Here is a 21,503-nt window from a genome sequence, read left to right as displayed (position 1 = left end):
CGACCGCCCCGAAGGTTACGGCTTTGTCATCTTCCCTATTACGAACCCTCGTCAGGGATGCAGAGCAGATTGCCGCAGGCCTTGCAGTGAACCGCATCGGCGTCGTGTTTGTGCAGGCCGCAACGGTCGCAGGGAAAGGAGACCTTGGCCGGTTTGATCAGGGCCTGGGCCAGGCGCAGGAACAGGGTGATCCCGACCAGCATGATGGCGATGGACAGAAGCTTGCCCCACGACCCCGGCAGGGTCACGTCGCCGAACCCCGTCGTGGTCAGGGTGGCCACCGTGAAATACAGGGCGTCGACATAGCCCGCGATACCCGTATGGCCCAGAAAGGTCGCATAGACGAAGCCGGTCGCCACAAAGACGAAGGTGACCAGATTGGCCATGGCGCGGACGATCCCCTCGACCCGCGTGTCATCGAACTTCTGGCCTACCGTGCGCCAGAAGAAGTCCGAGTTCAGCAGGGTCCACAGCCGCAGCATCCGCAGGAAGCCCAGGTTGAACAGCCAGGCCGGAAACAACAGGGTCGCCAGCACGAACAGATCGACCCAGACGATGGGGCGTTTCAGCCAATCCTTGATGTCGGCGTAGGCATAGGCCCGCGCCGCCAGATCCGCCGCCAGCAGGGCGGCGATCACATAATCCAGAACATAGAAGCCCCAGCCCATGTTCTTCAGGATCGGCGAGGCCAGGAAGAAGGCGATGATGGCCACATCGACCATGATCACCGCCAGACGGAACTTCACCGCCAGCGGACGCGAGCCATGATAGAGGTAGCGCAGCCAGGTCCGCAGGCGCAGACCCTCTTCCCTGGGCGCCGCGTCCGGCCTGGCTCCCGCGTCGGTTTTCTTGTGCGCCAAGTGGACCTTCCTCGTTTTCCGAACGTGCGGCCCGGCGAGCCGCCACTGAACAGCGCGCCGTCCCCGGTGTCCAATCCTTCTTCCTGAGCCGGGACGACGAAGAAGACAGGCGTTTTCCCCGGTTCGCGGAACGCCTATATGCCGATCATGACCCGTCCCTTCGTCAAGATGAACGGCGCCGGCAACGACTTCGTCGTCGTCAACGCCCTGGAGCAGCCCTTCCGTCCCACCGTCGATCAGGTGCGGACGCTGGGCGAGCGCGCCTCGGGCGAGGGGTTCGACCAGCTGATCTCTATCGAACCGTCCGACACCGCCGACGCCTTCATGCGGGTGTGGAACGCCGATGGTTCGATGGTGGAGACCTGCGGCAACGCCCTGCGCTGCGTCGGCTGGCTGCTGATGCAGGCCAATGGCGCGGACAAGGTGCTGATCGACACGGCGGGCGGCCCGGCCACCGCGACCCGCGCGGGCGACCACCGCGTCACCGTGGACATGGGCAGGCCGCGTCTGGACTGGACCCAGGCGCCGCTGGCCGAGGCGATGGACACTCGCGGAATCGAGTTGCAGGTCGGGCCCATTGACGATCCGGTCCTGCACACGCCGGGTGTCGTCTCGATGGGAAATCCCCACGTGGTCTTCTTCACCGACCGCCAGGACGACGCCTTCGTCACCGGCTCGGGTTCGCTGGTCGAGCATCACCCGTTGTTCCCGCAAGGGGTCAATGTCGGTTTCGCAAACGTGCTGGACCGCGACCATATCCGCCTGCGCGTCTGGGAGCGGGGCGCGGGCCTGACCAAGGCGTGCGGCACAGGCGCCTGCGCGGCCCTGGTCGCCACGGCCCGGCGAGGCCTGACCGACCGCAAGGCGACCGTGGTCGTGGACGGCGGCGAACTGTTCATCGACTGGGACGCCGAGACCGATCATGTCCTGATGACCGGCCCGGTCGAGATCGAGCGCACCGGCGTCCTGGCGATCTGAAATCCCGCGCCTTTGCGGGAATCCGCACGGACGGGCGCGCGTCGGTCACCTTTTTCGCACATCGTCGAAGCGCCGCCGCACCAGCGTCAGCGGCGTCGCCCGTGATGACGGGACGGCGCGCGATAAGCCCTGGCCGGTTGTCCCGCCCCGTCGCGCGCTTTAGGAACAGGCAAAGCCAATCAGAACGACGCGCCGGAAACGCCTGAAGCCCATGCCCGATCAGACCGACAAACAGACCTTCTCCGATCAGGAAGCTCTCGACTTCCACCGGATCCCGACGCCGGGCAAGATCTCGATGGCGCCGACCAAGCCGATGGCGACCCAACGTGACCTGTCGCTGGCCTATTCGCCGGGCGTGGCCGTGCCGGTGCTGGCGATCGCCGAGGATGCGGACAAGGCCTACGACTACACCGCCAAGGGCAATCTGGTCGCCGTCATCTCGAACGGCACCGCCATCCTGGGTCTGGGCAATCTGGGCCATATGGCCTCCAAGCCGGTGATGGAGGGCAAGTCGGTCCTGTTCAAACGGTTCGCCGACGTCGACAGCTTCGACGTGGAGGTCAAGACCACCGACCCGGACGAGTTCATCACCGTCGTCAAGAACATCGGCGACACCTGGGGCGGCATCAATCTGGAGGACATCAAGTCTCCGGAGTGTTTCGTCATCGAGAGCGAGCTTCAGGACCTGCTGGACATCCCCGTCTTCCATGACGACCAGCACGGCACAGCCATCATCTCGACCGCCGGCCTGATCAACGCCTGCCACGTCGCGGGCAAGCGGCTGGATGAGGTCAAGGTGGTGCTGGCGGGGGCAGGGGCTGCGGGCCTGTCGTCCATCGGCCTGATGAAGGCGGCGGGCGTGAAGCCTGAGAACACCGTCATCTGCGACAAGGACGGCGTGGTCTATAAGGGTCGCGAGATCGCGATGGACCAGTGGAAGGCCGCCCATGCGACCGATACGCCGCTGCGCACCCTGGCCGAGGCCATGGTCGGCGCCGACGTGGTGCTGGGCCTGTCGGCCAAGGGCGCGATCACCAAGGAGATGGTGGCGTCGATGGCGCCCAATCCGATCATCTTCGCCATGGCCAATCCCGACCCGGAAATCACGCCCGAGGACGTGCAGTCGGTTCGCTCCGACGCCATCATCGCCACCGGCCGTTCGGACTATGTGAACCAGGTCAACAACGTCCTGGCCTTCCCCTATCTGTTCCGGGGCGCGCTGGACGTGCGGGCGCGCCGCATCAATCATGAGATGAAGGTCGCCTGCGCCCAGGCCCTGGCGGCGCTGGCGCGCGAGGATGTACCGGACGAGGTCGCCGCCGCCTATCGCGGGCGCAAGCTGAAGTTCGGGCCGGATTATATCATCCCGACCCCGTTCGATCCGCGTCTGATCTGGTACATCCCGCCCTTCGTCGCCCAGGCGGCGATGGATACGGGCGTGGCCCGCGTCCAGATCGAGGACATGGACGTCTATCGCAACGCCCTGCGGTCGCGTGTCGATCCGTCCGCCGCCCTGATGCAGAAGATCAACTCCGCCGTGCGCGGCGGGCCGGACAAGCGCATCGTCTTCGCCGAGGGCGAGGAGCCGGCCGTCATCCGCGCCGCCTGGGGCTTCAAACAGGCCGAACTGGGCACGCCGATCCTGGTCGGCCGTGAGGATCTGATCCGTCAGAACGCCGCCGAGGCCGGATTCAACTTCGACGATCTGGGCATCGAGATCACCAACGCGCGGGTCTCGCCGAACAATGCGGAAGATACCGACTGGCTGTACGAAAAGCTGCAGCGCCGGGGATATCTGCGTCGCGACGTGCAGCGGATGATCAATCAGGACCGCAACTATTTCGCCGCCACCCTGGTCGCCAAGGGCCGGGCCGACGGCATGGTCGCGGGCGTGACCCGCAACTTCAACATGGCGCTGAAGGAAGTCCAGCGCGTGCTGGACGTGGACGACACCCTGATCGGCCTGTCGATCCTGCTGGCCAAGGGCCGCACCCTGTTCGTCGCCGACACCACAATCCACGAACTGCCCAACGCCGAGGAACTGGCCGACATCGCCATCAAGGCCGCCGAGGCGGTGAGAAAGCTGGGCCGCAATCCGCGCGTGGGCTTCCTCAGCTACTCCACCTTCGGCAACCCGCCTGGCGACCGCGCCGAGAAGGTGCGCGAGGCGATCCGCATCCTGGACAAGAAGGGCGTCGATTTCGAATACGAGGGCGAGATGCCGCCGGAAGTCGCGCTCGATCCCAAGGGCCATCCCGCCTACGCCTTCAACCGCCTGACCAAGCCGGCCAACGTCCTGGTCATGCCCGCCATCCATTCGGCCGCCATCTCGACCAAGCTGGTCCAGGCCCTGGGCGGCGCCACCGTGATCGGTCCGCTGCTGGTCGGACTGGAGAAGCCGGTGCAGATCGTGTCCCTGGGCGCCTCGGTCAGCGAAATCATCACCGCCGCCACCTTCGCCGCCTATGACGCCGGTCCGGCCTTCCAGGGATCGGGCCTGACCTCTGCGCCGCGCCCCCCGGCGGCCGTGGTCGAGCGTTGAGCGAACCCTCGCCCTTTCCACCCGCCGCCCCGCCGCCCCGGCGGGTGGAGCCGGGCCTCTATCTGGTCGCCACCCCGATCGGGAACCTGCGCGACATGACGCTGAGGGCGCTGGACGTTCTGGCCGCCGCCGATCTGGTGCTGGCCGAGGACACCCGCGTCACCGCCAAACTGCTGTCGGCCTATGGGCTGAAGGCCAGGCTGGAACGCTGCGACGACCATGCGTCGGGCCGGGCCGCCGAACAGGCGATCGAACGCCTGCGCGAAGGCCATGTGGTGGCCCTGGTGTCCGACGCCGGCACGCCGCTGATCAGCGATCCCGGCTTCGTCGTGGCCCGGGCGGTGATCGCCGAGGGCCTGCCCGTCCATCCGATCCCCGGCGCCTCCAGCCTGCTGGCCGCCCTGTGCATCGCCGGCCTGCCCGCCGACCGGGTGCTGTTCGCCGGCTTCCTGCCGCCCAAGACGGCGGGCCGCACCGCCGCGCTGGAGACACTGAAGGGCCAACGCCAGACCCTGGTCTTTTTCGAAAGCGGGCCACGGCTGAAGGACAGCCTGACCGACATGGCCGCCGTCCTGGGGCCGCGCCCGGCCGCCGTGGCGCGTGAACTGACCAAGCTTTACGAGGAATGCGTGCGCGGCCCGCTGGACCTGCTGGCCGTCGATCCGCGCCTGGACGCGCCCAAGGGCGAGATCGTCGTGGTGATCGGCCCCGGCGAGGACCTGCAGGCGACCGAGGCGGATGCGGACGCCGCCCTGATCGACGCCCTGCAGACCCTGTCGACCGGCGACGCCGCCTCGGAGGTCGCCAAGGCGCTGGGGCTGAACCGCAAGACCCTGTATCGCCGCGCGCTGGAGCTGAAGGGCAAGTGAAGCGCCTGGCCCGCCCCGCGCCGGCCCGTCGCCCCAAGGCGGCGTGGCGTCAGGCGAAGGGCGGGACGGCGTACCGGGCGGGTCATGCGGCCGAATGGGTCGCGGCCGTCTGGCTGATGCTGCGCGGCTATCGGATCCTGGGGTTTCGCCTGAAAGGCCGGGCGGGCGAGATCGACCTTCTGGCCTGTCGCGGCCGGGTGCTGGCGGTGGTGGAGGTGAAGCGGCGTGCGACCATGCAGGCGGCGCGCCTGGCGTTGAAGTCCGCCCAGTTCGACCGGCTGCTCTCGGCGGGCGAGACGATCCGGCGCAATCGGCCTGCCCTGCAACGTCTTGATTTGAGAATTGATATGGTGGCGCTGGCTCCCTGGCGGTTTCCGCGTCATCTTCGCGGCGTCGAACGAGACGGTTGAAGGAACGGCATGACCCGCGAGGAGGCCGAACTTATCCTGACGGCGGCCGGCGAGGCCGACGACGAGGCCTTTCCCCTGCTGGAGGCCGCGATCGCCTGCGCCATCCACGATCACCCTCTGCGCGATCCCGAACCGACCCGCGCCCTGGCCATGACCGCCTGCGCGCGGCTGAAGGAGCGGCTGGGCGGCGAAGGTCCCGATGACGCCCTGTCCGAGACCCTGTGCGCGGACCTGCGCCTGAACGGCGACCTGATCCATTACGACCACCCGGCCAACACCGACATCATCGAGGTGGCCGAGCGGCGGCGCGGCCTGTCCGCTGCCCTGGCCGTCTTCTATCTGCACGCGGCGCGCCATGCGGGCGTGGCTGCGGCGGGCGTGGATTTCCCCGGCCATTTCATGGTGCGCGTCGAGACGGCCGAGGGGCCGGTGGCGCTGGACCCCTTCAGCCAGGGGCGGCTGATCCTGCCCAGCGAACTGACCCGCCGGGCGCTTCGCGCCGGGCTGACGCCGCATGTGGCGGACCGGCTGGATATATTGATGGCGCCGGTGACGGACCGGCAGTCGCTGATCCGGCTGCAGAATGTGCTGTTCAGCCGGGCCATCCGCGACCGCGATTATCAGGCGGCCGAACGCTCGGCCCTGCGCCGCGCCCTGCTGGACCCCGAGGATCACCGCCCCTGGCTGGACGTGGCCTCCGCGCGTGAGAAACAGGGCGCCCTGGCTGGCTCGCTCCAGGCCCTGTCGCGCGCCCGCGGCCTGAACGGACCGGAGGAGGCGCGGCGCTTCTCCACCTTCGAGCGGGTGCGTTTGCAGCTGAACTAGACGACCGCCTCGCCCCTCAACAACCTCGGCAAATCCCCCGTGGCGCCGCCCGCCTCCTGCATGAAGGCGCGGCGCAGGGGGCCGATGCGGTTGACCGCCGCCATCCCCAGGTCGCGCGCCAGACGGATCGGGGCGATGTCGTTGGAGAACAGCCGAACGAAGGCGTCGAAGCCCGCCGCCAGGGCCGCATTGTCGAACCGGCGCCAGCGGGCGTAGCGGTCCAGCACGGTCTCGGCGCCGATGTCTTCGCCTAAACGCGCGGCCTCGGCCAGAACCTCGGCCAGGGCGGCAGCGTCCTTCAACCCCATGTTCAGCCCCTGGCCCGCGACCGGGTGAACGCCGTGGGCCGCGTCGCCGATCAGGGCGATGCGCGGCGCGACCAGTTTCTCGGCCAGGCTGAGCGACAGCGGATAGACGAAGCGCGGTCCCTCGACCGTTGCCCCGTTCAGAAACTCGCCGAACCGCCGCATCAGATGGGCGTGGAAGGCGTCGTCGGAGGCGGAGCGCAAGGCCTCGCCCCGCCGGGTGGTCTCGGTCCAGACCAGGCTGGCGCGCTGGTCGGTCAGCGGCAGGATGGCGAAGGGGCCGCCCGGCAGGAAATACTCATGGGCGACATTGCCGTGGTCGCGGCCCAGCCGAACCGTGGCCACCACGCCGCTCTGGCCATAGCCCCAGCCCACGGTCTCGATGCCCGCCGCGCGGCGCACGACGGAGCCGCGCCCCTCGGCGCCGACCACCAGCGGCGCGGTCAGGACCGATCCGTCCGCCAGCGTCACCGTCGCCTTGCCCGCATCGGTGGCGACAGTCGCGACGGTCGCCGGCGCCCGGACCGCGATCCCGGCCGCCGTCACCGCCTCGGCCAGGGCGGCGCGGATGCGGCGGTTCTCGACCATATAGCCCAGCGGCTCGCCGCCCGTCCGGCCGCCGATCTCCTCGGCGTCGAAGCGCAGGAAGGCGGGCAGGGCGGGGCGGCTGGCGGCGCCCGGCCGGCGTCCGTCCGTCACCAGAATATGGTCCATGCGACAGGCGTGGGGCCGCAGCGCCTCGCCCAGGCCCAGGGCGTCCAGCATGCGGAAGGTCGAAAAGGCGATGGCGGTGGACCGCCCGTCGAAGGTCGGCGCCAACTGAGCGTCGAACGGCTGGGGGTCGATCATCACCACCTTCAGGCCGCCCTGCGCCGCCGCCAGGGCGAAGGCCGCACCCGTAAGGCCCGCGCCGGCGATGACGATGTCGTAGCGTTCGATCTCGGACATGACAGGCTTGTCGCCCCGTGCGGTCCAAAGGTCCAGAGGGCGGTTTGCCTCCACTCGTTTTACGGGGCCGCGCCGAAACCGCACCGTCAAGCTGGTAAACAGCCCTTTAACCCTGAGGGTGCGACAAGGGCCGTCGAACGTCAGCCGCCCGGAAGGTTCGCCCTTCATGTCCACCGCCCTCGCCGTCGGCCGTCAGGCCTGGATCAGCGCCCGCATCCTGTGGGGCGCGCCTTTCGTGGTGCGGTTCCGGGGCGTGTTGCAAGCCCTGCTGGCGACCCTGTTGCTGATCGCCCTGCTGTCGTGGAACCCGGCGGACGCCAGCCTGAACGCCGCCTCCACCCTGCCGACCACCAACTGGCTGGGGGCGAACGGCGCCCTGTTCGCCGATCTGTTCATGCAGTCGCTGGGTCTGGCGGCCTGGCCGGCGGCCCTGCTGCTGGTCGCCTTCGGCCTGGCGCGGGCGGTCGGCGACGCGATCCAGCAGCGCCTGAAGCCCACGCCGTTGAAGGCCCTGGCCGCGACGGGCGGGGTCCTGGCCCTGTCCGCCGCCCTGGCGGCCCTGGCGTCGCCGGCGGCCTGGCCGTTGGCGGCGGGGCTGGGCGGCCTGTGGGGTGACGGTCTGACCGAGCTGACGGCCAAGGCCATCGGCGCCCTGCACATTCCCGGCGCGCGGATCGTCGCGGGCCTGATCTTCCTGATCGCGGGCCTGTGGCTGGTCGGCTTCGCCATCGGTCTCCGGGCCATGGATTTCCTGGACGCCCTGCATTGGGGACGGTCGTTGAAGGCGCAGACGTCCCGCCCGCCCGCCCATGCCGCGCGCGAAAAGGCCCCCCGCGAGAAAGCCCCGCCCAAGGCGCGCCAGCCACGCGCCGCGCCGGTGCAAGACGCTCCATCTTCCGTCGAGGGGTCGGCCGATCCGGAGCCGCAGACCGCCTATGACGACCTGCCGCCGTGGGAGGACGAGGCTGCGCCTTCGGCCCCAAGCGCCGCACGCGGCGCGGCCGCCCGCGCGATCGAGCCGCGCGTCGCGGCGGTCAAGGCGCCCAAGGCCAGGAAGGATGACCTGGACCAGCAGGCCTTCGACTTCACCCGACCCGAAGGCGATTTCGACCTGCCGCCGCTGGGCATACTGACCAAGCCGGCCCAGCGCGTCGGTTCGGTGGACGAGGATTCGCTGAAGCAGAACGCCAAGATGCTGGAAGGCGTGCTGCAGGAGTTCGGCGTGCGCGGCGTGATCGACCAGATCAGGCCCGGCCCGGTCGTAACCCTGTACGAACTGGTCCCGGCGCCCGGCGTGAAACATGGCCGCGTCGTGGCCCTGGCCGACGACATCGCCCGCTCCATGTCCGCCCGCGCCTGCCGCATCAGCGTGGTCCAGGGGCGCAACGCCATCGGCATCGAACTGCCCAACGCCAAGCGTGAGACCGTCTATCTGCGCGACCTTCTGGCCAGCGCCGAATACGACAAGAAGGGCCATCTGCTGCCGCTCGCGCTGGGCGAGACCATCGGCGGCGAACCCTATGTCGCCGATCTGGCGCGGATGCCGCACCTGTTGATCGCGGGCACCACCGGCTCGGGCAAGTCGGTGGGGGTCAACGCCATGATCCTGTCGATCCTGTATCGCCACAGCCCGGCCGAATGCCGCTTCATCATGATCGACCCCAAAATGCTGGAGCTGTCGGTCTATGACGGCATTCCGCACCTGCTGGCGCCCGTCGTCACCGATCCGAAAAAGGCCGTCGTCGCCCTGAAATGGACGGTGCGGGAGATGGAGGATCGCTATCGCCGCATGTCCAAACTGGGGGTGCGCAACATCGCCAGCTACAACGAGCGCGCCCGCGAAGCGCAGGAGAAGGGCGAGCATTTCGAACGCACGGTCCAGACCGGCTTCGACGATCAGGGCCGCCCGGTTTACGAGTCCGAGAAGATACGGCCCGAGCCTCTGCCCTTCCTGGTCGTGGTCATGGACGAAATGGCCGACCTGATGCTGGTCGCGGGCAAGGACGTCGAAGGCGCCGTCCAGCGTCTGGCCCAGATGGCGCGGGCGGCGGGCATCCACCTGATCATGGCGACGCAGCGGCCGTCGGTGGACGTCATCACCGGCACCATCAAGGCCAACTTCCCGACCCGGATCTCCTTCCAGGTCACGTCAAAGATCGACAGCCGCACCATCCTGGGCGAACAGGGCGGCGAGCAGCTGCTGGGTCAGGGCGACATGCTCTATATGGCGGGCGGCGGGCGCATCACCCGCCTGCACGGGCCGTTCGTGGACGACAAGGAAGTCGAGGATGTCTGCAAACACCTGAAGGCCCAGGCCGAGCCGGACTATCTGGACCTGATCACCGACGAGCCGGACGGCGACGGCGACAACGGGTTCGACGAGGGCGGCGGCGGAGGATCGGGCGACGACCTGTATGACCGCGCCGTCGCCGTGGTCACCCGCGACCGCAAGGCCTCGACCAGCTATGTCCAGCGTCGCCTCCAGATCGGCTACAACCGCGCCGCCTCCCTGATCGAGCGGATGGAGCAGGAAGGCGTGGTCAGCCCCGCCAACCACGCCGGCAAGCGCGACGTCCTGGCCGGCCCGCCGCCGATGGTGTGATGATCTCGTCTCCTCCCTGCTTAGCGGGGAGGTGGCGCGGCGCGTCTTCGCGCCGTGACGGAGGGGTCTTTCACCGCATCTCTGGCGTCAGTGGGACTTCAAGAGCCCCTCCCCCACGCTACGCGCGGTCCCCCTCCCCATCGCGATGGGGAGGAGACGACATGCAACCGTCCTCTCCCACGCCCGTTCTCCACCCCGCCATCGCGTCCAAGCTTCAGCATTTCGATGAACAGGGCTTCATCGCAGCGCCGGAATATGGTCAGGCTCGCGTCATTCCGACGCCAAGCCGGCCGGGCAAGACGGCAGGATCGACAACCATCCCGAACGGGAGACGGACTTCATGACCTCGCGCGCCAAGACCGTGGCAATCGCCACCCCCGACCTTAACCGCCGCGGCCTGCTGCTGGGCGCGGGCCTGACCACCGGCCTGATCGCCGTGGGCGCCTTCGACGCCGCCCGGGCCCAGTCCAACCTGTCGGCCGATGACCAGGCGGTCGTGCAGCAGGCGCAGGGCTATCTGCAGGCCCTGACCTCGGCCCAGGGGACGTTCACCGAGACCGGCCCCAATGGCCAGACCCGCCAGGGCCGCTTCTATCTGCAGCGGCCAGGCAAGATGCGGTTCGAATATACCGATCCGGCCGGGCTGCTGGTGGTGTCGGACGGCTATAACGTCAAACGCTATGACCCGCGCCTGAACACTTTCCAGCAGGTGCCGCTGGGTCGCACGCCCCTGTCCACCTTCCTGGCGCGCAACGTCCGCCTGGACCAGGGCGTGCGCATCGAGCGGGTGACGCGCATGGCGTCGGGCGCCTTCGCCATCACCGCGCGCGACGCCGGCCGCCCTAACGACGGCCAGGTCGTGCTGGCCTTCGCCGGCGATCCCGTGCGGCTGCACGAATGGACGATCACCGATCCGCAGGGCGCGCGCACCCGCACCCAGCTGACGTCGCTGCAACCGGCGTCGAACCTGTCGGCGCGCCTGTTCCAGCTCAGCGATCCGACACGCCGGCCCGGCCGCAACTGATCGCGGGACGGCGAGAGGACGGGGGCGAGTGACCATTCCTCAACCCCTGTTCCCCTAAGCTGTCGGCCATGAGCGCGACCGTCCCGCCGTCCGGCGTCCCATCGTTGAAGTGGACCGTGGCGGCGGGCGGCGCGGCGTTCGCCCTGTTCCTGCTGGGCGCCCTGGTCGTCGAGCCGGCCCTGAACCGGCTGATCGAACCGAACGCACCACCTGTCAGACCCCTGGCCCGGGGGCAGGTCGTGATCGGCGACCCGGTGGTTTCCGGGCGATATGTCTCGACAGGTTCGGACACGCGCGCGCCGCTGGCGGTCCAGGTCGAGGGCGGCGGTCTGACGGTCGAGGGGGCGGGGCGTCTGCTTGCCACGCCGCACCGGCTGGTGGGCGCCGACCAGAAGGCCGACGGGGCGCGAACCTTCGCCGAGGCCATGGGCGCGCCCGCCGCCGCCCAGATCGAAATCCGCAGGGTCCTCGCCGACGAGGACAGCCGATTGTGCGCCGGTCAGGCCGTGGGCTGGCTGGCGCTGGCGGTGCGGCGCGACGGCTTTCTGCTGATGCCCGTGCGTCAGGGACCGCCGCCCGGCGCCCTTGTGGCCCAGGATCGGCTGTGCGCCGTGCGGGATTTCAGCCGGTGATCCGCGCTTTGATCCTGGCGGCCCTGATCGGCGCGGCGGCGGCCCTGTGGACCTGGACCCTGCCGGGCGCAGCTGAGACCGGCGCGCCGAGCGATGCAGTGGTCGTCCAGGTGCTGGACAACGGTTTTCACACCGATCTGGCCGTGCCGCGCGCGGCCCTGATGCGGCGCGGCGGCCCCCTGGCCCAGGCGGTCGCGAGACTTGGGCCCGGCGACTGGATTCTGATCGGCTGGGGCGACGCGCGCTTCTATGTGGATCAGAGCCCGATCGTGGATCGTCTGCCGGACGGCGCCCGCGCCTTCTTCCGGCCGGGCAATGCGTCGGTCGTCATGCTGGACCCGGCCGCTGTCGACCCTCGCCTGACCCATGGCGAGGACAGCGCGAGCCTGACCCTGACGCAGGGGCGGTTCGACCGGCTGGCCGCCCGCGTGGAGCAGTCGCTGGCCCTGTCCCACGGCGCGGCTCGCGTCGCCGCCTCCCGCCCCGGCGACGACGCCCGCTTCTTCGCCAGCCGAGAAAGCTTTTCGATCGGCCACCTGTGCAACCATTGGACAGCCGCGGTGCTGAACGCCGGGGGCGTGCCGGTTCGGCCGGTTCGATCGATCACCTCGGCCGAGGTGATGCGGTCCGTTCGGGCGTCGGAGCAGGCCGGGAAGCCGGAGCGAAAACTGGACACGCGCCCGGCGCAGGACTAGACCGCCCGACTTTCGCCTATCCGGCCGGGTCCGATCCCCTGCGGGCGAACACGAAGGAGAGGCCGATGGCCCACAAGCAACATACGCGAAATTCCTCAGGCCCCGCAGGGCCCAGCCAGCGTCAGCTGCGCGCCGGCGAGCTGATCCGTCACGCCCTGGTCGACATCCTGCGCGAGGAGGATATCCACGACGAGGCCCTGGTCGGCGTGTCCGTCACCGTGACCGAGGTGCGGCTGTCGCCCGACCTGAAACACGCCACCTGTTTCGTGGAGCCGCTGGGCGCGGGCGTCGAGACGGCGCCGACCAACGGCCACGAAAGCGAGATCATCAAGGCGCTGAACGCCCATGCCAAGTTCCTGCGCGGCCAGCTGGGTCGCCGACTGGACATGAAGTTCACGCCCGACCTGCGCTTCCGTCACGACGAAAGCTTCGACGCCGCGACCCATATGGACCGTCTGTTCGACGATCCCCGCGTCCGCGCCGACCTGGGACACCGCGACGAAGACGAGAACGATCAATGATCCTCGGGCCTCAAACAGGGCGACACGCGGCAGGCCCAGCGTAATGGCCCGCAAGAAGAAGGGCGAGGTGGTCGACGGCTGGATCTGTCTGGACAAGCCGTTCGAGATGGGATCGACCGAGGCGGTCAGCCGCATCCGCCGCCTGTTCAACGCCCAGAAGGCCGGTCACGCCGGCACGCTGGACCCGCTGGCCAGCGGCATCCTGCCCATTGCGCTGGGCGAGGCGACCAAGACCGTGCCGATGATGATGGAGGCGCAGAAAATCTATCGCTTCACCATCAACTGGGGCGTTTCGACCGATAGCGTGGACCGCGAGGGCGAGATCATCGGCCGTTCCGACGTGCGGCCGACCGTGGATCAGGTGAAGGCCGCCCTGCCCGCCTTCGTCGGCGAGATCGACCAGACCCCGCCGCGTTTTTCCGCCATCAAGGTGGACGGCGCCCGCGCCTATGACCTGGCGCGCGACGGGGTGGCGTTCGAACTGCCGTCGCGGCGCGTGACCATCCATTCGGCCGAGGTCAGTGACGCACCCGACGCCGACCATGTGGAATTGACCATCCGCACCGGCAAGGGCGTCTATGTCCGTTCGCTGGCGCGCGATCTGGCGGCGGTTCTGGGCGCCGAGGGTCACGTCAGCGCCCTGCGGCGCGAGCGCGTCGGCCCGTTCAGCACGGAAAACGCCGTCACTCTGGATTCTCTGGAAGAAATGGTGCATAGGGGCGCCGCCTCGGAAGGCTTGCTTGCCGTCGCGACCGCTCTGGACGACATCCCGGAACTGGCCGTGACGGATCAGGACGCCTTCTCGCTTCGGCAGGGACGCCCGATCGTTCTGCTCCCCCGTCAGGTGGAAACCCTCAAAGACCGTCTTTCGGACGGTTCGCGCACGGTTTCAGCCTTTCAGGGCCAGACCCTCGTCGCGCTGTGTCAGTTGCGGGCCGGCCGGTTAGAACCCGACCGCGTTTTCAACCTCTAGGCCCACGCCATCCGGCAAGGGCCGAGACCCCACGGCCTCAAGCAGCGCGAAAGCGCGATAGGCCAAGAAAGGACTCTTTCGATGTCGGTTACTGCTGAACGCAAGCACGAGATCATCGCCGATAACGCCCGCACCGCTGGCGACACCGGCTCGGCCGAGGTTCAGGTCGCGATCCTGTCGGAACGCATCGCCAACCTGACCGAACACTTCAAGACCCACAAGAAGGACAACCACTCGCGTCGTGGCCTTCTGAAGATGGTGTCGCAACGTCGCCGCCTGCTCGACCACCTGAACAAGGTCGACGCCGGTCGCTACCAGGCGCTCATCGCCAAGCTGGGCCTTCGCCGCTAAGGCGCGGGACCGCGATAGAGATCATTTCGAGGCGCGGGCGGTCACGTCCGCGCCTCGTTGTTTTCCTAGCTGTTGCTTTGCCGACCCGCGCGCCGCGGGACTGAAACGGCGCAGACGCGAGGGCCAGTCTGGTCCTCGCCGGGTCTTCCGCGATGGCGCGGCGATCCACGGACCTCGGGACTGAACGCCCCGCGCTCCACCCAATGATGGGAACCCGCGCGGAATACGCCGCCCGGGATACGAAAGACGAAATATGTTCGATATCAAACGCAAGACGATCGAGTGGGCCGGACGCCCGCTGACCCTGGAAACGGGCCGCATCGCCCGCCAGGCTGACGGCGCCGTGCTGGCGACCTACGGCGAGACCGTGGTTCTGGCCACCGTCGTCTATGGCCGCGCCCCCAAGCCGGGCCTGGATTTCTTCCCCCTGACCGTCAACTACCAGGAAAAGACCTTCGCCGCCGGCAAGATCCCCGGTGGCTACTTCAAGCGTGAAGGCCGTCCGTCGGAAAAGGAAACCCTGGTTTCGCGCCTGATCGACCGTCCGATCCGCCCGCTGTTCGTCAAGGGCTTCAAGAACGAGACCCAGGTCGTCATCACCGTGCTGCAGCACGACATGGAGAACGATCCGGACGTTCTGGGCATGGTCGCCGCCTCGGCTGCTCTGACCATCTCGGGCGTGCCCTTCATGGGCCCGATCGGCGCCGCACGCGTCGGCCTGATCGACGGTGAGCTGGTGCTGAACCCAACCGTCGACCAGATCCCCGGCTCGGAGCTGGACCTGGTGGTCGCCGGTACGCAAGACGCCCTGATGATGGTCGAATCCGAAGCCAAGGAGCTGTCGGAAGAGAAGATGCTGGAAGCCCTGATGTTCGCGCACGCGGGCATGCAGCCGGTGATCGACGCCATCATCGACCTGGCCGAACACGCCGCCAAGGAGCCGTTCGACTTCCAGGCCGAAGACCACTCCGACGTCGTGGCCTCGATCAAGTCGCTGGTCGGCGCGGACATCAAGGCCGCCTACACCCACGCCGGCAAGTACGAGCGCCGCTCGGGCGTCGACGCGGCCAAGAAGACCGCCGCCGCCAAGCTGGTGAAGACCGACGAGAACCCCGACGGCGTCGACGGCTCCAAGTTCTCGGCCGCCTTCAAGGAATGCGAAGCCGAGGTTCTGCGTCGCGACATCATCGAGAACGCCCACCGCGTCGACGGCCGCGCCCTCGACAAGGTCCGCGCCATCGTGTCGGAAGTCGGCGTCCTGCCGCGCACCCACGGTTCGTCGCTGTTCACGCGCGGCGAAACCCAGGCCCTGGTCGTCGCCACCCTGGGCACCGGCGAAGACGAGCAGTACATCGACAGCCTGCAGGGCACCTACAAGGAAAGCTTCCTGCTGCACTACAACTTCCCCCCCTATTCGGTGGGTGAAGCGGGCCGCATGGGTTCGCCCGGCCGTCGCGAGATCGGTCACGGCAAGCTGGCCTGGCGCGCGATCCGTCCGATGCTGCCGTCCAAGGAAGACTTCCCCTACACCATCCGCCTGGTGTCGGAGATCACCGAGTCGAACGGCTCGTCCTCGATGGCGACGGTCTGCGGTTCGTCGCTGGCCCTGATGGACGCGGGCGTTCCGCTGATCCGCCCGGTCTCGGGCATCGCCATGGGCCTGATCCTGGAGCCGTCGGGCGAGTTCGCCATCCTGTCGGACATCCTGGGTGACGAAGATCACCTGGGCGACATGGACTTCAAGGTCGCCGGCACGTCGCAGGGCATCACCAGCCTGCAGATGGACATCAAGGTCGCCGGCATCACCAAGGAGATCATGGAACAGGCCCTGACGCAGGCTTCGGCCGGTCGCCTGCACATCCTGGACGAGATGTCCAAGGCCATGGATGCGCCGCGCACCGAACTGGGCGAACACGCGCCGAAGATCGAAACCATCAAGATCGCGGTCGACAAGATCCGTGAAGTGATCGGTTCGGGCGGCAAGGTGATCCGCGAGATCGTCGAGAAGACCGGCGCCAAGATCGACATCGGCGATGACGGCACCATCAAGGTCGCCGCCAACGACCAGGAGAAGATCGACGCCGCCAAGGCCTGGATCCAGTCCATCGCCTCGGAACCGGAAGTCGGAACCATCTACTCCGGCAAGGTCGTGAAGGTCGTCGACTTCGGCGCCTTCGTGAACTTCTTCGGCGCCAAGGACGGCCTGGTCCACGTGTCCCAGATCGCTCTGGAACGCGTCGCCAACCCGGCTGACGTTCTGTCGGAAGGCCAGGAGGTCAAGGTCAAGTTCCTGGGCTTCGACGACCGCGGCAAGACCAAGCTGTCGATGAAGGTCGTCGATCAGGCGACGGGTGAAGACCTGACCGCCAAGATCAACGCCGAACGCGCCGAGCGCGGCGAAGAGCCTCTGTCGGAAGACACCGGCGGTCGCCCCAAGCGTGAAGGCGGCGGTGATCGCGGCGGCGATCGCGGACGTCGTCGTCGCGACTAATGCGATGTCGTAAGGAAGACTGAGAGGAGGCCCGGCGGAACGATCCGCCGGGCCTTTTTCTTGGCCCGGCCGACGTCGCTTGCGGCGATTTCACTTGCCGCATCCGCCCGTGCGGTCTCCATTGCCGCATCGTCCGTGGGGAGAACGTCATGCTGGATCGTCGCCGCCTTCTTCAGTCCGCCGCGCTGGGCGCCGGGCTTTACGCCGTCGGGGGCGCTGTCGGAGGCGCGGCCGCCGCGGCCCGCCCGCAGGATGGCGATGCCGCCGGAGGCGTGGACGGCGCCTTCAAGAGCTTCATGGACAAGACGTTCGAGGGCACGCTGGACCGCGCGCCCGAGGTCGTGACCATGTTCGGCCTGGACAAGGGCGCGCGCGCCGTCGCCAAGTCGCAGCTGACAGCCCCGACCCGCGTCGAGGAAGAGGACCAGCGCGCCTTCATTCGCCAGCAGGCCGCCGACTTGGGCCGCATCGACAGGCGCGCTCTGTCGCCCCGCAATCTGAACTATTACGACAGCATCAAGGATAATCTGGACGGGGTCATCGCGACCTATGACATCCCCTATGGCCAGGGCGGCTGGCCCAATCCGTATCGGGTCAGCCAGCAGGGTGGCGCCTATCAGTCCACGCCGGACTTCCTGGCCAATCAGCACACCATCGAAACCGCCGCCGACGCCGACGCCTATGTGGCGCGGGTCAACGCCTTCGCCGACGTCCTGACCGCCGAGACGGATCGGCTGAAGGAGGAGTATGCGCTGGGCGTCGTGCCGCCCGATTTCATTCTGGCCAAGGCGATCCGTCAGCAGGATGGCGTCCTGGCCACCCCGGCGGCGACCTCGCCCCTGACGAAATCGGTGACGGACCGCACCCAGGCCAAGGGGCTGACCGGCGACTGGGGCGCCCAGGTCCAGCGCCTGATCGAGACGCGGGTCTATCCGGCCCTGGCCGCGCAGAACGCGGTGCTGAAGGGCGCACAGGCCCGCACGACGCACGAGGCCTCGGTGCGCCGCCTGCCGCAGGGCGAGCAGTATTACGCCAACAGCCTGCGCTACATCACCACCACCCGGCTGACGGCGGACGAGATCCATCGCACCGGCGTCGAGCAGATGGCCGAACTGACCGCCCGCGCCGACGGCCTGCTGAAGGCGCAAGGGCTGACGCAGGGGTCGGTGGCCCAGCGGATCGCGGCCCTGGGCGACGACCCCAAATACATCTACGCCAATACGGACGCGGGCAAGGCCGAGCTGATCGCCAAGCTGAACGCCCAGATGGCGGACATGCAGGCCCGGCTGCCGAACGCCTTCGGTCGCCTGCCCAAGGCCTCGGTCCAGATCAAGCGCGTCCCGCCCGAGATCGAGGCCGGGGCGCCGATGGGCTATTACAACTCGCCCAGCCTGGATGGCGCGCGGCCCGGCATCTACTGGATCAATCTGAAGGATACGGCGGAATGGCCGTCCTGGTCCCTGCCGACCCTGACCTATCACGAGGCCACGCCGGGCCACCATCTGCAGATCAGCCTGCAGCAGGAGAGCGAGTCTGCGCCCCTGCTGATGAACCTGCTGGGCTTCTCCAGCTATGTCGAGGGCTGGGGGCTTTACGCCGAACAGCTGGCCGACGAACTGGGCGCCTATGAGAACGATCCGACAGGACAGATCGGCTACATTCAATCGCTGATGTTCCGCGCCGCGCGCCTGGTGGTCGACACCGGCATCCATTCCAAGGGCTGGAGCCGCGAACAGGGCATCCGCTACATGATGGAGGCCTATGGCGACCAGGAAGGGGCGGCGACGTCCGAGGTCGAACGCTATTGCGGCTGGCCGGGCCAGGCCTGCGCCTACAAGGTCGGGCACAACGAATGGGTCCGGCTGCGCGAGACGGCCAAGACGACCCTGGGGCCCAAGTTCGACATCAAGGGCTTCCACGACACGGCGCTGGCCGCCGGCGGCGTGCCGCTGTCGGTGCTGGAGCGGATCGTCAACGGCTGGGTCGCGGCCCAGGCCTAGTCGGCGACGGTCAGGCCGTCGATCTGGCGCAGACGGTTGTGGATGTCGGTGGCGGCGACGGCGGCCTCGGCGGTCGCCACAGCGATCTGGTTCAGGCCGCGCACGACGTCCCCGGCGGCGTAGAGGCCCGGCACGCTGGTCGCCTGGTGCAGATCGACCTCCAGCCGACCGTCGTCGGACAGGCGTGCGCCCAGCCTTTGGGCCAGTTCGGCGTTCGGCGACGTGCCCAGCGCCGAATAGATCAGGTCGAAGGTTCGCGTCTGGGCCGATCCGCCCGGCCCCTTCCAGGTCAGGGCCGTCACCCGATCCTGCTCCAGCTCTACGGCCTCCAGCGGGGAGAAGATCAGTTCGATCCCCAGCCGGTCCAGTTCGTCGCGGCGGGTCAGGGCGTCCGGCGGGCCGATGTGGATCAGGGTCACGCGATCGGAGTAGGTGCGCATGAAGGCGGCCTCGCGCGCGCCCTTGTCGCTGTGGCCGATGACGGCGACGACCTTGCCGGTCGCCTCATAGCCGTCGCAGATCGGACAGATACGGACCAGAGCCCGCTGCACCGCCCGCTCGACCCCCGGCAGGTCGGGATGGTGGTCGACGACGCCGGTGGCCAGAAGGGCGGCGCGGGCGCGCAGGCTGCGGCCATCCATCTCGGCGACGAAGCCCTGACCGTCACGGGCCAGGGCCTCGACCCGGCCCGGCGCGATGACCGCGCCGTATTCCTCGGCCTGTTCGCGCATCCTGGCCAGGATGTCGGGACCGGAGACTCCGGCGGGAAAGCCGGGCGTATTGTGGCTGAGCGGGATCCAGCACGCGCGGGGCTGTCCGGCGTCGATCACCAGGGTCCGCCTGCGAAAACGGGCGAGGTAGGTCGCGGCCGTCAGGCCGGCGGGGCCGGCGCCGATGACCAGGACCTCGGGGTCGTTCACCGCGTGCGCCACGCGACAGGCCAGAAGTCGGACGGCACGCCCGCGCATTCGCCCATGGTGCTTTCCTGCGTCAGGACGAACCGCTGGCCGGTCCAGGTCCAGGTCTGCTGCACGCCGCAGTCGCCGATGCCGCGCCCCCTGGCGAAGGCGGACAGGGTGCGCGAGCCGGGATCATATTCGCCATTGACGGTCGCATTGTCGGGCATGTTCGGATCGGCGCCCGGCCCGGCCGTGCCGACCAGGGCCGCCGGTCGCGGATCGCGCCCGCCCGGGCCGGTCACATACCAGTTGTGGGTGAGGTTATAGGCGCCCGAGCCGCAGGGCACGGCCCACAGTTCAGTGCGGGCGTCCAGCCGGGCGGACATGACCATGTCGCCCACCGCCGGCATGGCCGATTCCTTCAGGCAGTCGCCAACCTCGGTGCGGGACCGAAGGGCGGCGGGCAGGGTCTGGTTCTGATCGCCGAAGCCGGACTGACTGACGGCGGGCGCGGCCGCCACAGTCGGCAGGACGGGTGCGACCGGCACGCTGGAGGCCGGCTTGTCGCCACGACGCATCAGGGCCGTGGGCGTGTCGAGGCGGCCCTGTTTCTCGTCGATCCACAACAGGGCGGCCGCCGCGCCGTGCAGGGAGATGTCCTGGCTCGAGACGCCGCGAACGGTCATGACCTTGCCCTGGCTCAGGGCGTCGATGACGGGGCGGGCGTCGCCGGCGATCTGGCCGATCGGGGCGTCGTCCTCGCTGGCGTCGTTCAACGCGGCGGCGAAGTCGCGGCCGTCGATCGTCAGGCCGATGCGGGCCGGGCCCTTGGCGTCCCCGTCCGGCCAATAGCCGAACACCACCTGAGGCTTGGCGTCCGGACCGGGGTCGAGCGCGAGGCGGACCCAGCCGCCGTTGTTGCCCGAGGTGAAGCCGAAGGCCCAACAGGTCCCGTCGTTGCCGCAGGTGGCGCTCCAGTCGCGGAACTGTTTCGTCTCGCTGGTGATCTGAAGCACGGGCGCGGCGACGGGGGTTTGGACGGGAGCGGCTGCGGCCTTGGGCGCGCCCGCCTTCTTTGTCGCATCCTTGTCGCCGCAGGCGGCCAGGGCGAGGGCGGACGCGGCGACCGCGATCATCAGGCGTGCAGGGATCATGCCTTCTTCAACTCCGACGGCTTGTGCGCCGCGCGTGCGCCGGTCTTGGCGCTCTCGACGACATATTCCGGATTGTCGGGAGAGGCCGCAACCCTGTGGCCCTTGATATGGGTTTCAGAGGTGACCTTCCTGACCACCTTGCCGGTGGTCGCGCCCTGGCTGTGATCCCATTTTACGCGATCACCGGCCTTGAAGGTCTTTTCCGGCATGGCTGTGCTCCCTGCGGCCCCGCTTGGTGCTCAGCGATCAGCCGGCGCATCAGTTCCGCGTCGATCACCGGCGGGGTCTCGCAAAAGACCAGGATCCACTGCTCGACCAGGTCGCGCTCTTCATCCGTCATGCCGTCGTCCGTCGTCGTTTCGGGGTCTGAGGGAATCCCAGGACGCGCATCGGGTTCAGCTTGACGGCGGACGGCTTTTTCCGG

The 21,503-nt window shown here is 68.5% G+C and carries 20 protein-coding genes; 14 read left to right on the top strand and 6 right to left on the bottom strand.

The features are described from left to right. Positions 1 to 38: 38 nt before the first annotated feature. On the bottom strand, positions 39 to 860 hold the full coding sequence (locus P0Y50_04590; protein ID WEK40893.1) for a potassium channel family protein: 822 nt from the start codon (positions 858 to 860) through the stop codon (positions 39 to 41). Positions 861 to 1,007: 147 nt separating this feature from the next. Between P0Y50_04590 and dapF the strand changes: the two genes are divergently transcribed. The 5 genes from dapF (at position 1,008) to P0Y50_04565 (ending at position 6,484) form a co-directional block, all read left to right on the top strand. Next, on the top strand, positions 1,008 to 1,838 hold the full coding sequence (gene dapF, locus P0Y50_04585) for a diaminopimelate epimerase (protein ID WEK40892.1): 831 nt from the start codon (positions 1,008 to 1,010) through the stop codon (positions 1,836 to 1,838). A gap of 211 nt (positions 1,839 to 2,049) precedes the next feature. Next, entirely contained in the window at positions 2,050 to 4,380 is a 2,331-nt protein-coding gene (locus P0Y50_04580) for an NADP-dependent malic enzyme (protein ID WEK40891.1), read from the top strand. After that, entirely contained in the window at positions 4,377 to 5,249 is an 873-nt protein-coding gene (gene rsmI, locus P0Y50_04575; protein ID WEK40890.1) for a 16S rRNA (cytidine(1402)-2'-O)-methyltransferase, read from the top strand. The genes P0Y50_04580 and rsmI overlap by 4 nt, the downstream gene beginning before the upstream one ends. Further along, positions 5,246 to 5,659, top strand: coding sequence for a YraN family protein (locus P0Y50_04570; protein WEK40889.1), 414 nt, complete (start codon positions 5,246 to 5,248; stop codon positions 5,657 to 5,659). Before rsmI ends, P0Y50_04570 begins: the two co-directional genes overlap by 4 nt. Before the next feature lie 9 nt (positions 5,660 to 5,668). Further along, entirely contained in the window at positions 5,669 to 6,484 is an 816-nt protein-coding gene (locus P0Y50_04565; GenBank protein ID WEK40888.1) for a transglutaminase family protein, read from the top strand. Here P0Y50_04565 and P0Y50_04560 read toward each other — a convergent pair. After that, positions 6,481 to 7,737: a UbiH/UbiF/VisC/COQ6 family ubiquinone biosynthesis hydroxylase gene (locus P0Y50_04560; GenBank protein ID WEK40887.1), complete on the bottom strand. Its 1,257-nt coding sequence runs from the start codon at positions 7,735 to 7,737 to the stop codon at positions 6,481 to 6,483. The two genes, P0Y50_04565 and P0Y50_04560, sit on opposite strands and share 4 nt — an antisense overlap. Positions 7,738 to 7,903: 166 nt before the next feature. Between P0Y50_04560 and P0Y50_04555 the strand changes: the two genes are divergently transcribed. The 9 genes from P0Y50_04555 to P0Y50_04515 all read left to right on the top strand — a co-directional run bounded on the left by P0Y50_04555 (position 7,904) and on the right by P0Y50_04515 (position 19,026). Then, positions 7,904 to 10,339 (top strand): DNA translocase FtsK, encoded by a 2,436-nt coding sequence (locus P0Y50_04555; protein ID WEK40886.1) that lies wholly within the window; start codon positions 7,904 to 7,906, stop codon positions 10,337 to 10,339. A 340-nt stretch (positions 10,340 to 10,679) separates the two neighbouring features. Beyond that, entirely contained in the window at positions 10,680 to 11,363 is a 684-nt protein-coding gene (locus tag P0Y50_04550) for an outer membrane lipoprotein carrier protein LolA (protein WEK40885.1), read from the top strand. Between the two features lie 68 nt (positions 11,364 to 11,431). Beyond that, entirely contained in the window at positions 11,432 to 11,995 is a 564-nt protein-coding gene (locus tag P0Y50_04545) for a hypothetical protein (protein ID WEK40884.1), read from the top strand. Beyond that, positions 11,992 to 12,690 carry a DUF2459 domain-containing protein gene (locus tag P0Y50_04540; GenBank protein ID WEK40883.1) on the top strand — a complete coding sequence of 233 codons (699 nt, stop codon included), beginning with the start codon at positions 11,992 to 11,994 and terminating at the stop codon, positions 12,688 to 12,690. The genes P0Y50_04545 and P0Y50_04540 overlap by 4 nt, the downstream gene beginning before the upstream one ends. Before the next feature lie 65 nt (positions 12,691 to 12,755). Further along, a complete protein-coding gene (gene rbfA, locus P0Y50_04535) occupies positions 12,756 to 13,211 on the top strand; it encodes a 30S ribosome-binding factor RbfA (protein ID WEK40882.1) in 456 nt (151 codons plus the stop codon). 43 nt (positions 13,212 to 13,254) lie between these two features. After that, positions 13,255 to 14,184: a tRNA pseudouridine(55) synthase TruB gene (truB, locus tag P0Y50_04530; GenBank protein WEK40881.1), complete on the top strand. Its 930-nt coding sequence runs from the start codon at positions 13,255 to 13,257 to the stop codon at positions 14,182 to 14,184. Positions 14,185 to 14,265: 81 nt separating this feature from the next. Further along, the gene (rpsO, locus tag P0Y50_04525; protein WEK40880.1) at positions 14,266 to 14,535 is read left to right on the top strand and encodes a 30S ribosomal protein S15; all 270 of its coding nucleotides are present in this window, start codon (positions 14,266 to 14,268) and stop codon (positions 14,533 to 14,535) included. 253 nt (positions 14,536 to 14,788) lie between these two features. Next, positions 14,789 to 17,026, top strand: a complete 2,238-nt coding sequence (pnp, locus tag P0Y50_04520; protein ID WEK40879.1) for a polyribonucleotide nucleotidyltransferase — start codon at positions 14,789 to 14,791, stop codon at positions 17,024 to 17,026. 149 nt (positions 17,027 to 17,175) lie between these two features. Next, complete coding sequence (locus tag P0Y50_04515; protein ID WEK40878.1) at positions 17,176 to 19,026, top strand: DUF885 family protein; 1,851 nt, start codon at positions 17,176 to 17,178, stop codon at positions 19,024 to 19,026. Here P0Y50_04515 and P0Y50_04510 read toward each other — a convergent pair. From P0Y50_04510 to P0Y50_04495, 4 genes are read right to left on the bottom strand one after another with little or no spacing between them, the layout of a single operon-like run. Then, a complete protein-coding gene (locus tag P0Y50_04510; protein WEK40877.1) occupies positions 19,023 to 19,958 on the bottom strand; it encodes an NAD(P)/FAD-dependent oxidoreductase in 936 nt (311 codons plus the stop codon). The genes P0Y50_04515 and P0Y50_04510 overlap by 4 nt on opposite strands. Next, positions 19,943 to 21,079, bottom strand: a complete 1,137-nt coding sequence (locus P0Y50_04505; protein WEK40876.1) for a DUF1176 domain-containing protein — start codon at positions 21,077 to 21,079, stop codon at positions 19,943 to 19,945. Before P0Y50_04505 ends, P0Y50_04510 begins: the two co-directional genes overlap by 16 nt. Next, positions 21,076 to 21,288 (bottom strand): DUF2945 domain-containing protein, encoded by a 213-nt coding sequence (locus P0Y50_04500; protein WEK40875.1) that lies wholly within the window; start codon positions 21,286 to 21,288, stop codon positions 21,076 to 21,078. Before P0Y50_04500 ends, P0Y50_04505 begins: the two co-directional genes overlap by 4 nt. Continuing rightward, positions 21,252 to 21,419 carry a hypothetical protein gene (locus P0Y50_04495; GenBank protein ID WEK40874.1) on the bottom strand — a complete coding sequence of 56 codons (168 nt, stop codon included), beginning with the start codon at positions 21,417 to 21,419 and terminating at the stop codon, positions 21,252 to 21,254. The genes P0Y50_04500 and P0Y50_04495 overlap by 37 nt, the downstream gene beginning before the upstream one ends. Between the last annotated feature and the right edge of the window lie 84 nt (positions 21,420 to 21,503).

This window comes from Candidatus Brevundimonas colombiensis (assembly GCA_029202665.1).
GTDB classification, from domain to species: domain Bacteria; phylum Pseudomonadota; class Alphaproteobacteria; order Caulobacterales; family Caulobacteraceae; genus Brevundimonas; species Brevundimonas colombiensis.
This window is presented reverse-complemented; position numbering and strand designations above follow the sequence as displayed.

Coding starts and splice junctions, on each gene's coding strand:
- dapF (WEK40892.1), top strand. CDS start 1,008: ATGACCCGTCCCTTCGTCAAGATGAACGGCGCCGGCAACGACTTCGTC.
- P0Y50_04580 (WEK40891.1), top strand. CDS start 2,050: ATGCCCGATCAGACCGACAAACAGACCTTCTCCGATCAGGAAGCTCTC.
- P0Y50_04565 (WEK40888.1), top strand. CDS start 5,669: ATGACCCGCGAGGAGGCCGAACTTATCCTGACGGCGGCCGGCGAGGCC.
- P0Y50_04560 (WEK40887.1), bottom strand. CDS start 7,737: ATGTCCGAGATCGAACGCTACGACATCGTCATCGCCGGCGCGGGCCTT.
- P0Y50_04555 (WEK40886.1), top strand. CDS start 7,904: ATGTCCACCGCCCTCGCCGTCGGCCGTCAGGCCTGGATCAGCGCCCGC.
- P0Y50_04550 (WEK40885.1), top strand. CDS start 10,680: ATGACCTCGCGCGCCAAGACCGTGGCAATCGCCACCCCCGACCTTAAC.
- P0Y50_04545 (WEK40884.1), top strand. CDS start 11,432: ATGAGCGCGACCGTCCCGCCGTCCGGCGTCCCATCGTTGAAGTGGACC.
- rbfA (WEK40882.1), top strand. CDS start 12,756: ATGGCCCACAAGCAACATACGCGAAATTCCTCAGGCCCCGCAGGGCCC.
- truB (WEK40881.1), top strand. CDS start 13,255: ATGGCCCGCAAGAAGAAGGGCGAGGTGGTCGACGGCTGGATCTGTCTG.
- rpsO (WEK40880.1), top strand. CDS start 14,266: ATGTCGGTTACTGCTGAACGCAAGCACGAGATCATCGCCGATAACGCC.
- pnp (WEK40879.1), top strand. CDS start 14,789: ATGTTCGATATCAAACGCAAGACGATCGAGTGGGCCGGACGCCCGCTG.
- P0Y50_04515 (WEK40878.1), top strand. CDS start 17,176: ATGCTGGATCGTCGCCGCCTTCTTCAGTCCGCCGCGCTGGGCGCCGGG.
- P0Y50_04505 (WEK40876.1), bottom strand. CDS start 21,079: ATGATCCCTGCACGCCTGATGATCGCGGTCGCCGCGTCCGCCCTCGCC.
- P0Y50_04500 (WEK40875.1), bottom strand. CDS start 21,288: ATGCCGGAAAAGACCTTCAAGGCCGGTGATCGCGTAAAATGGGATCAC.
- P0Y50_04495 (WEK40874.1), bottom strand. CDS start 21,419: ATGACGGATGAAGAGCGCGACCTGGTCGAGCAGTGGATCCTGGTCTTT.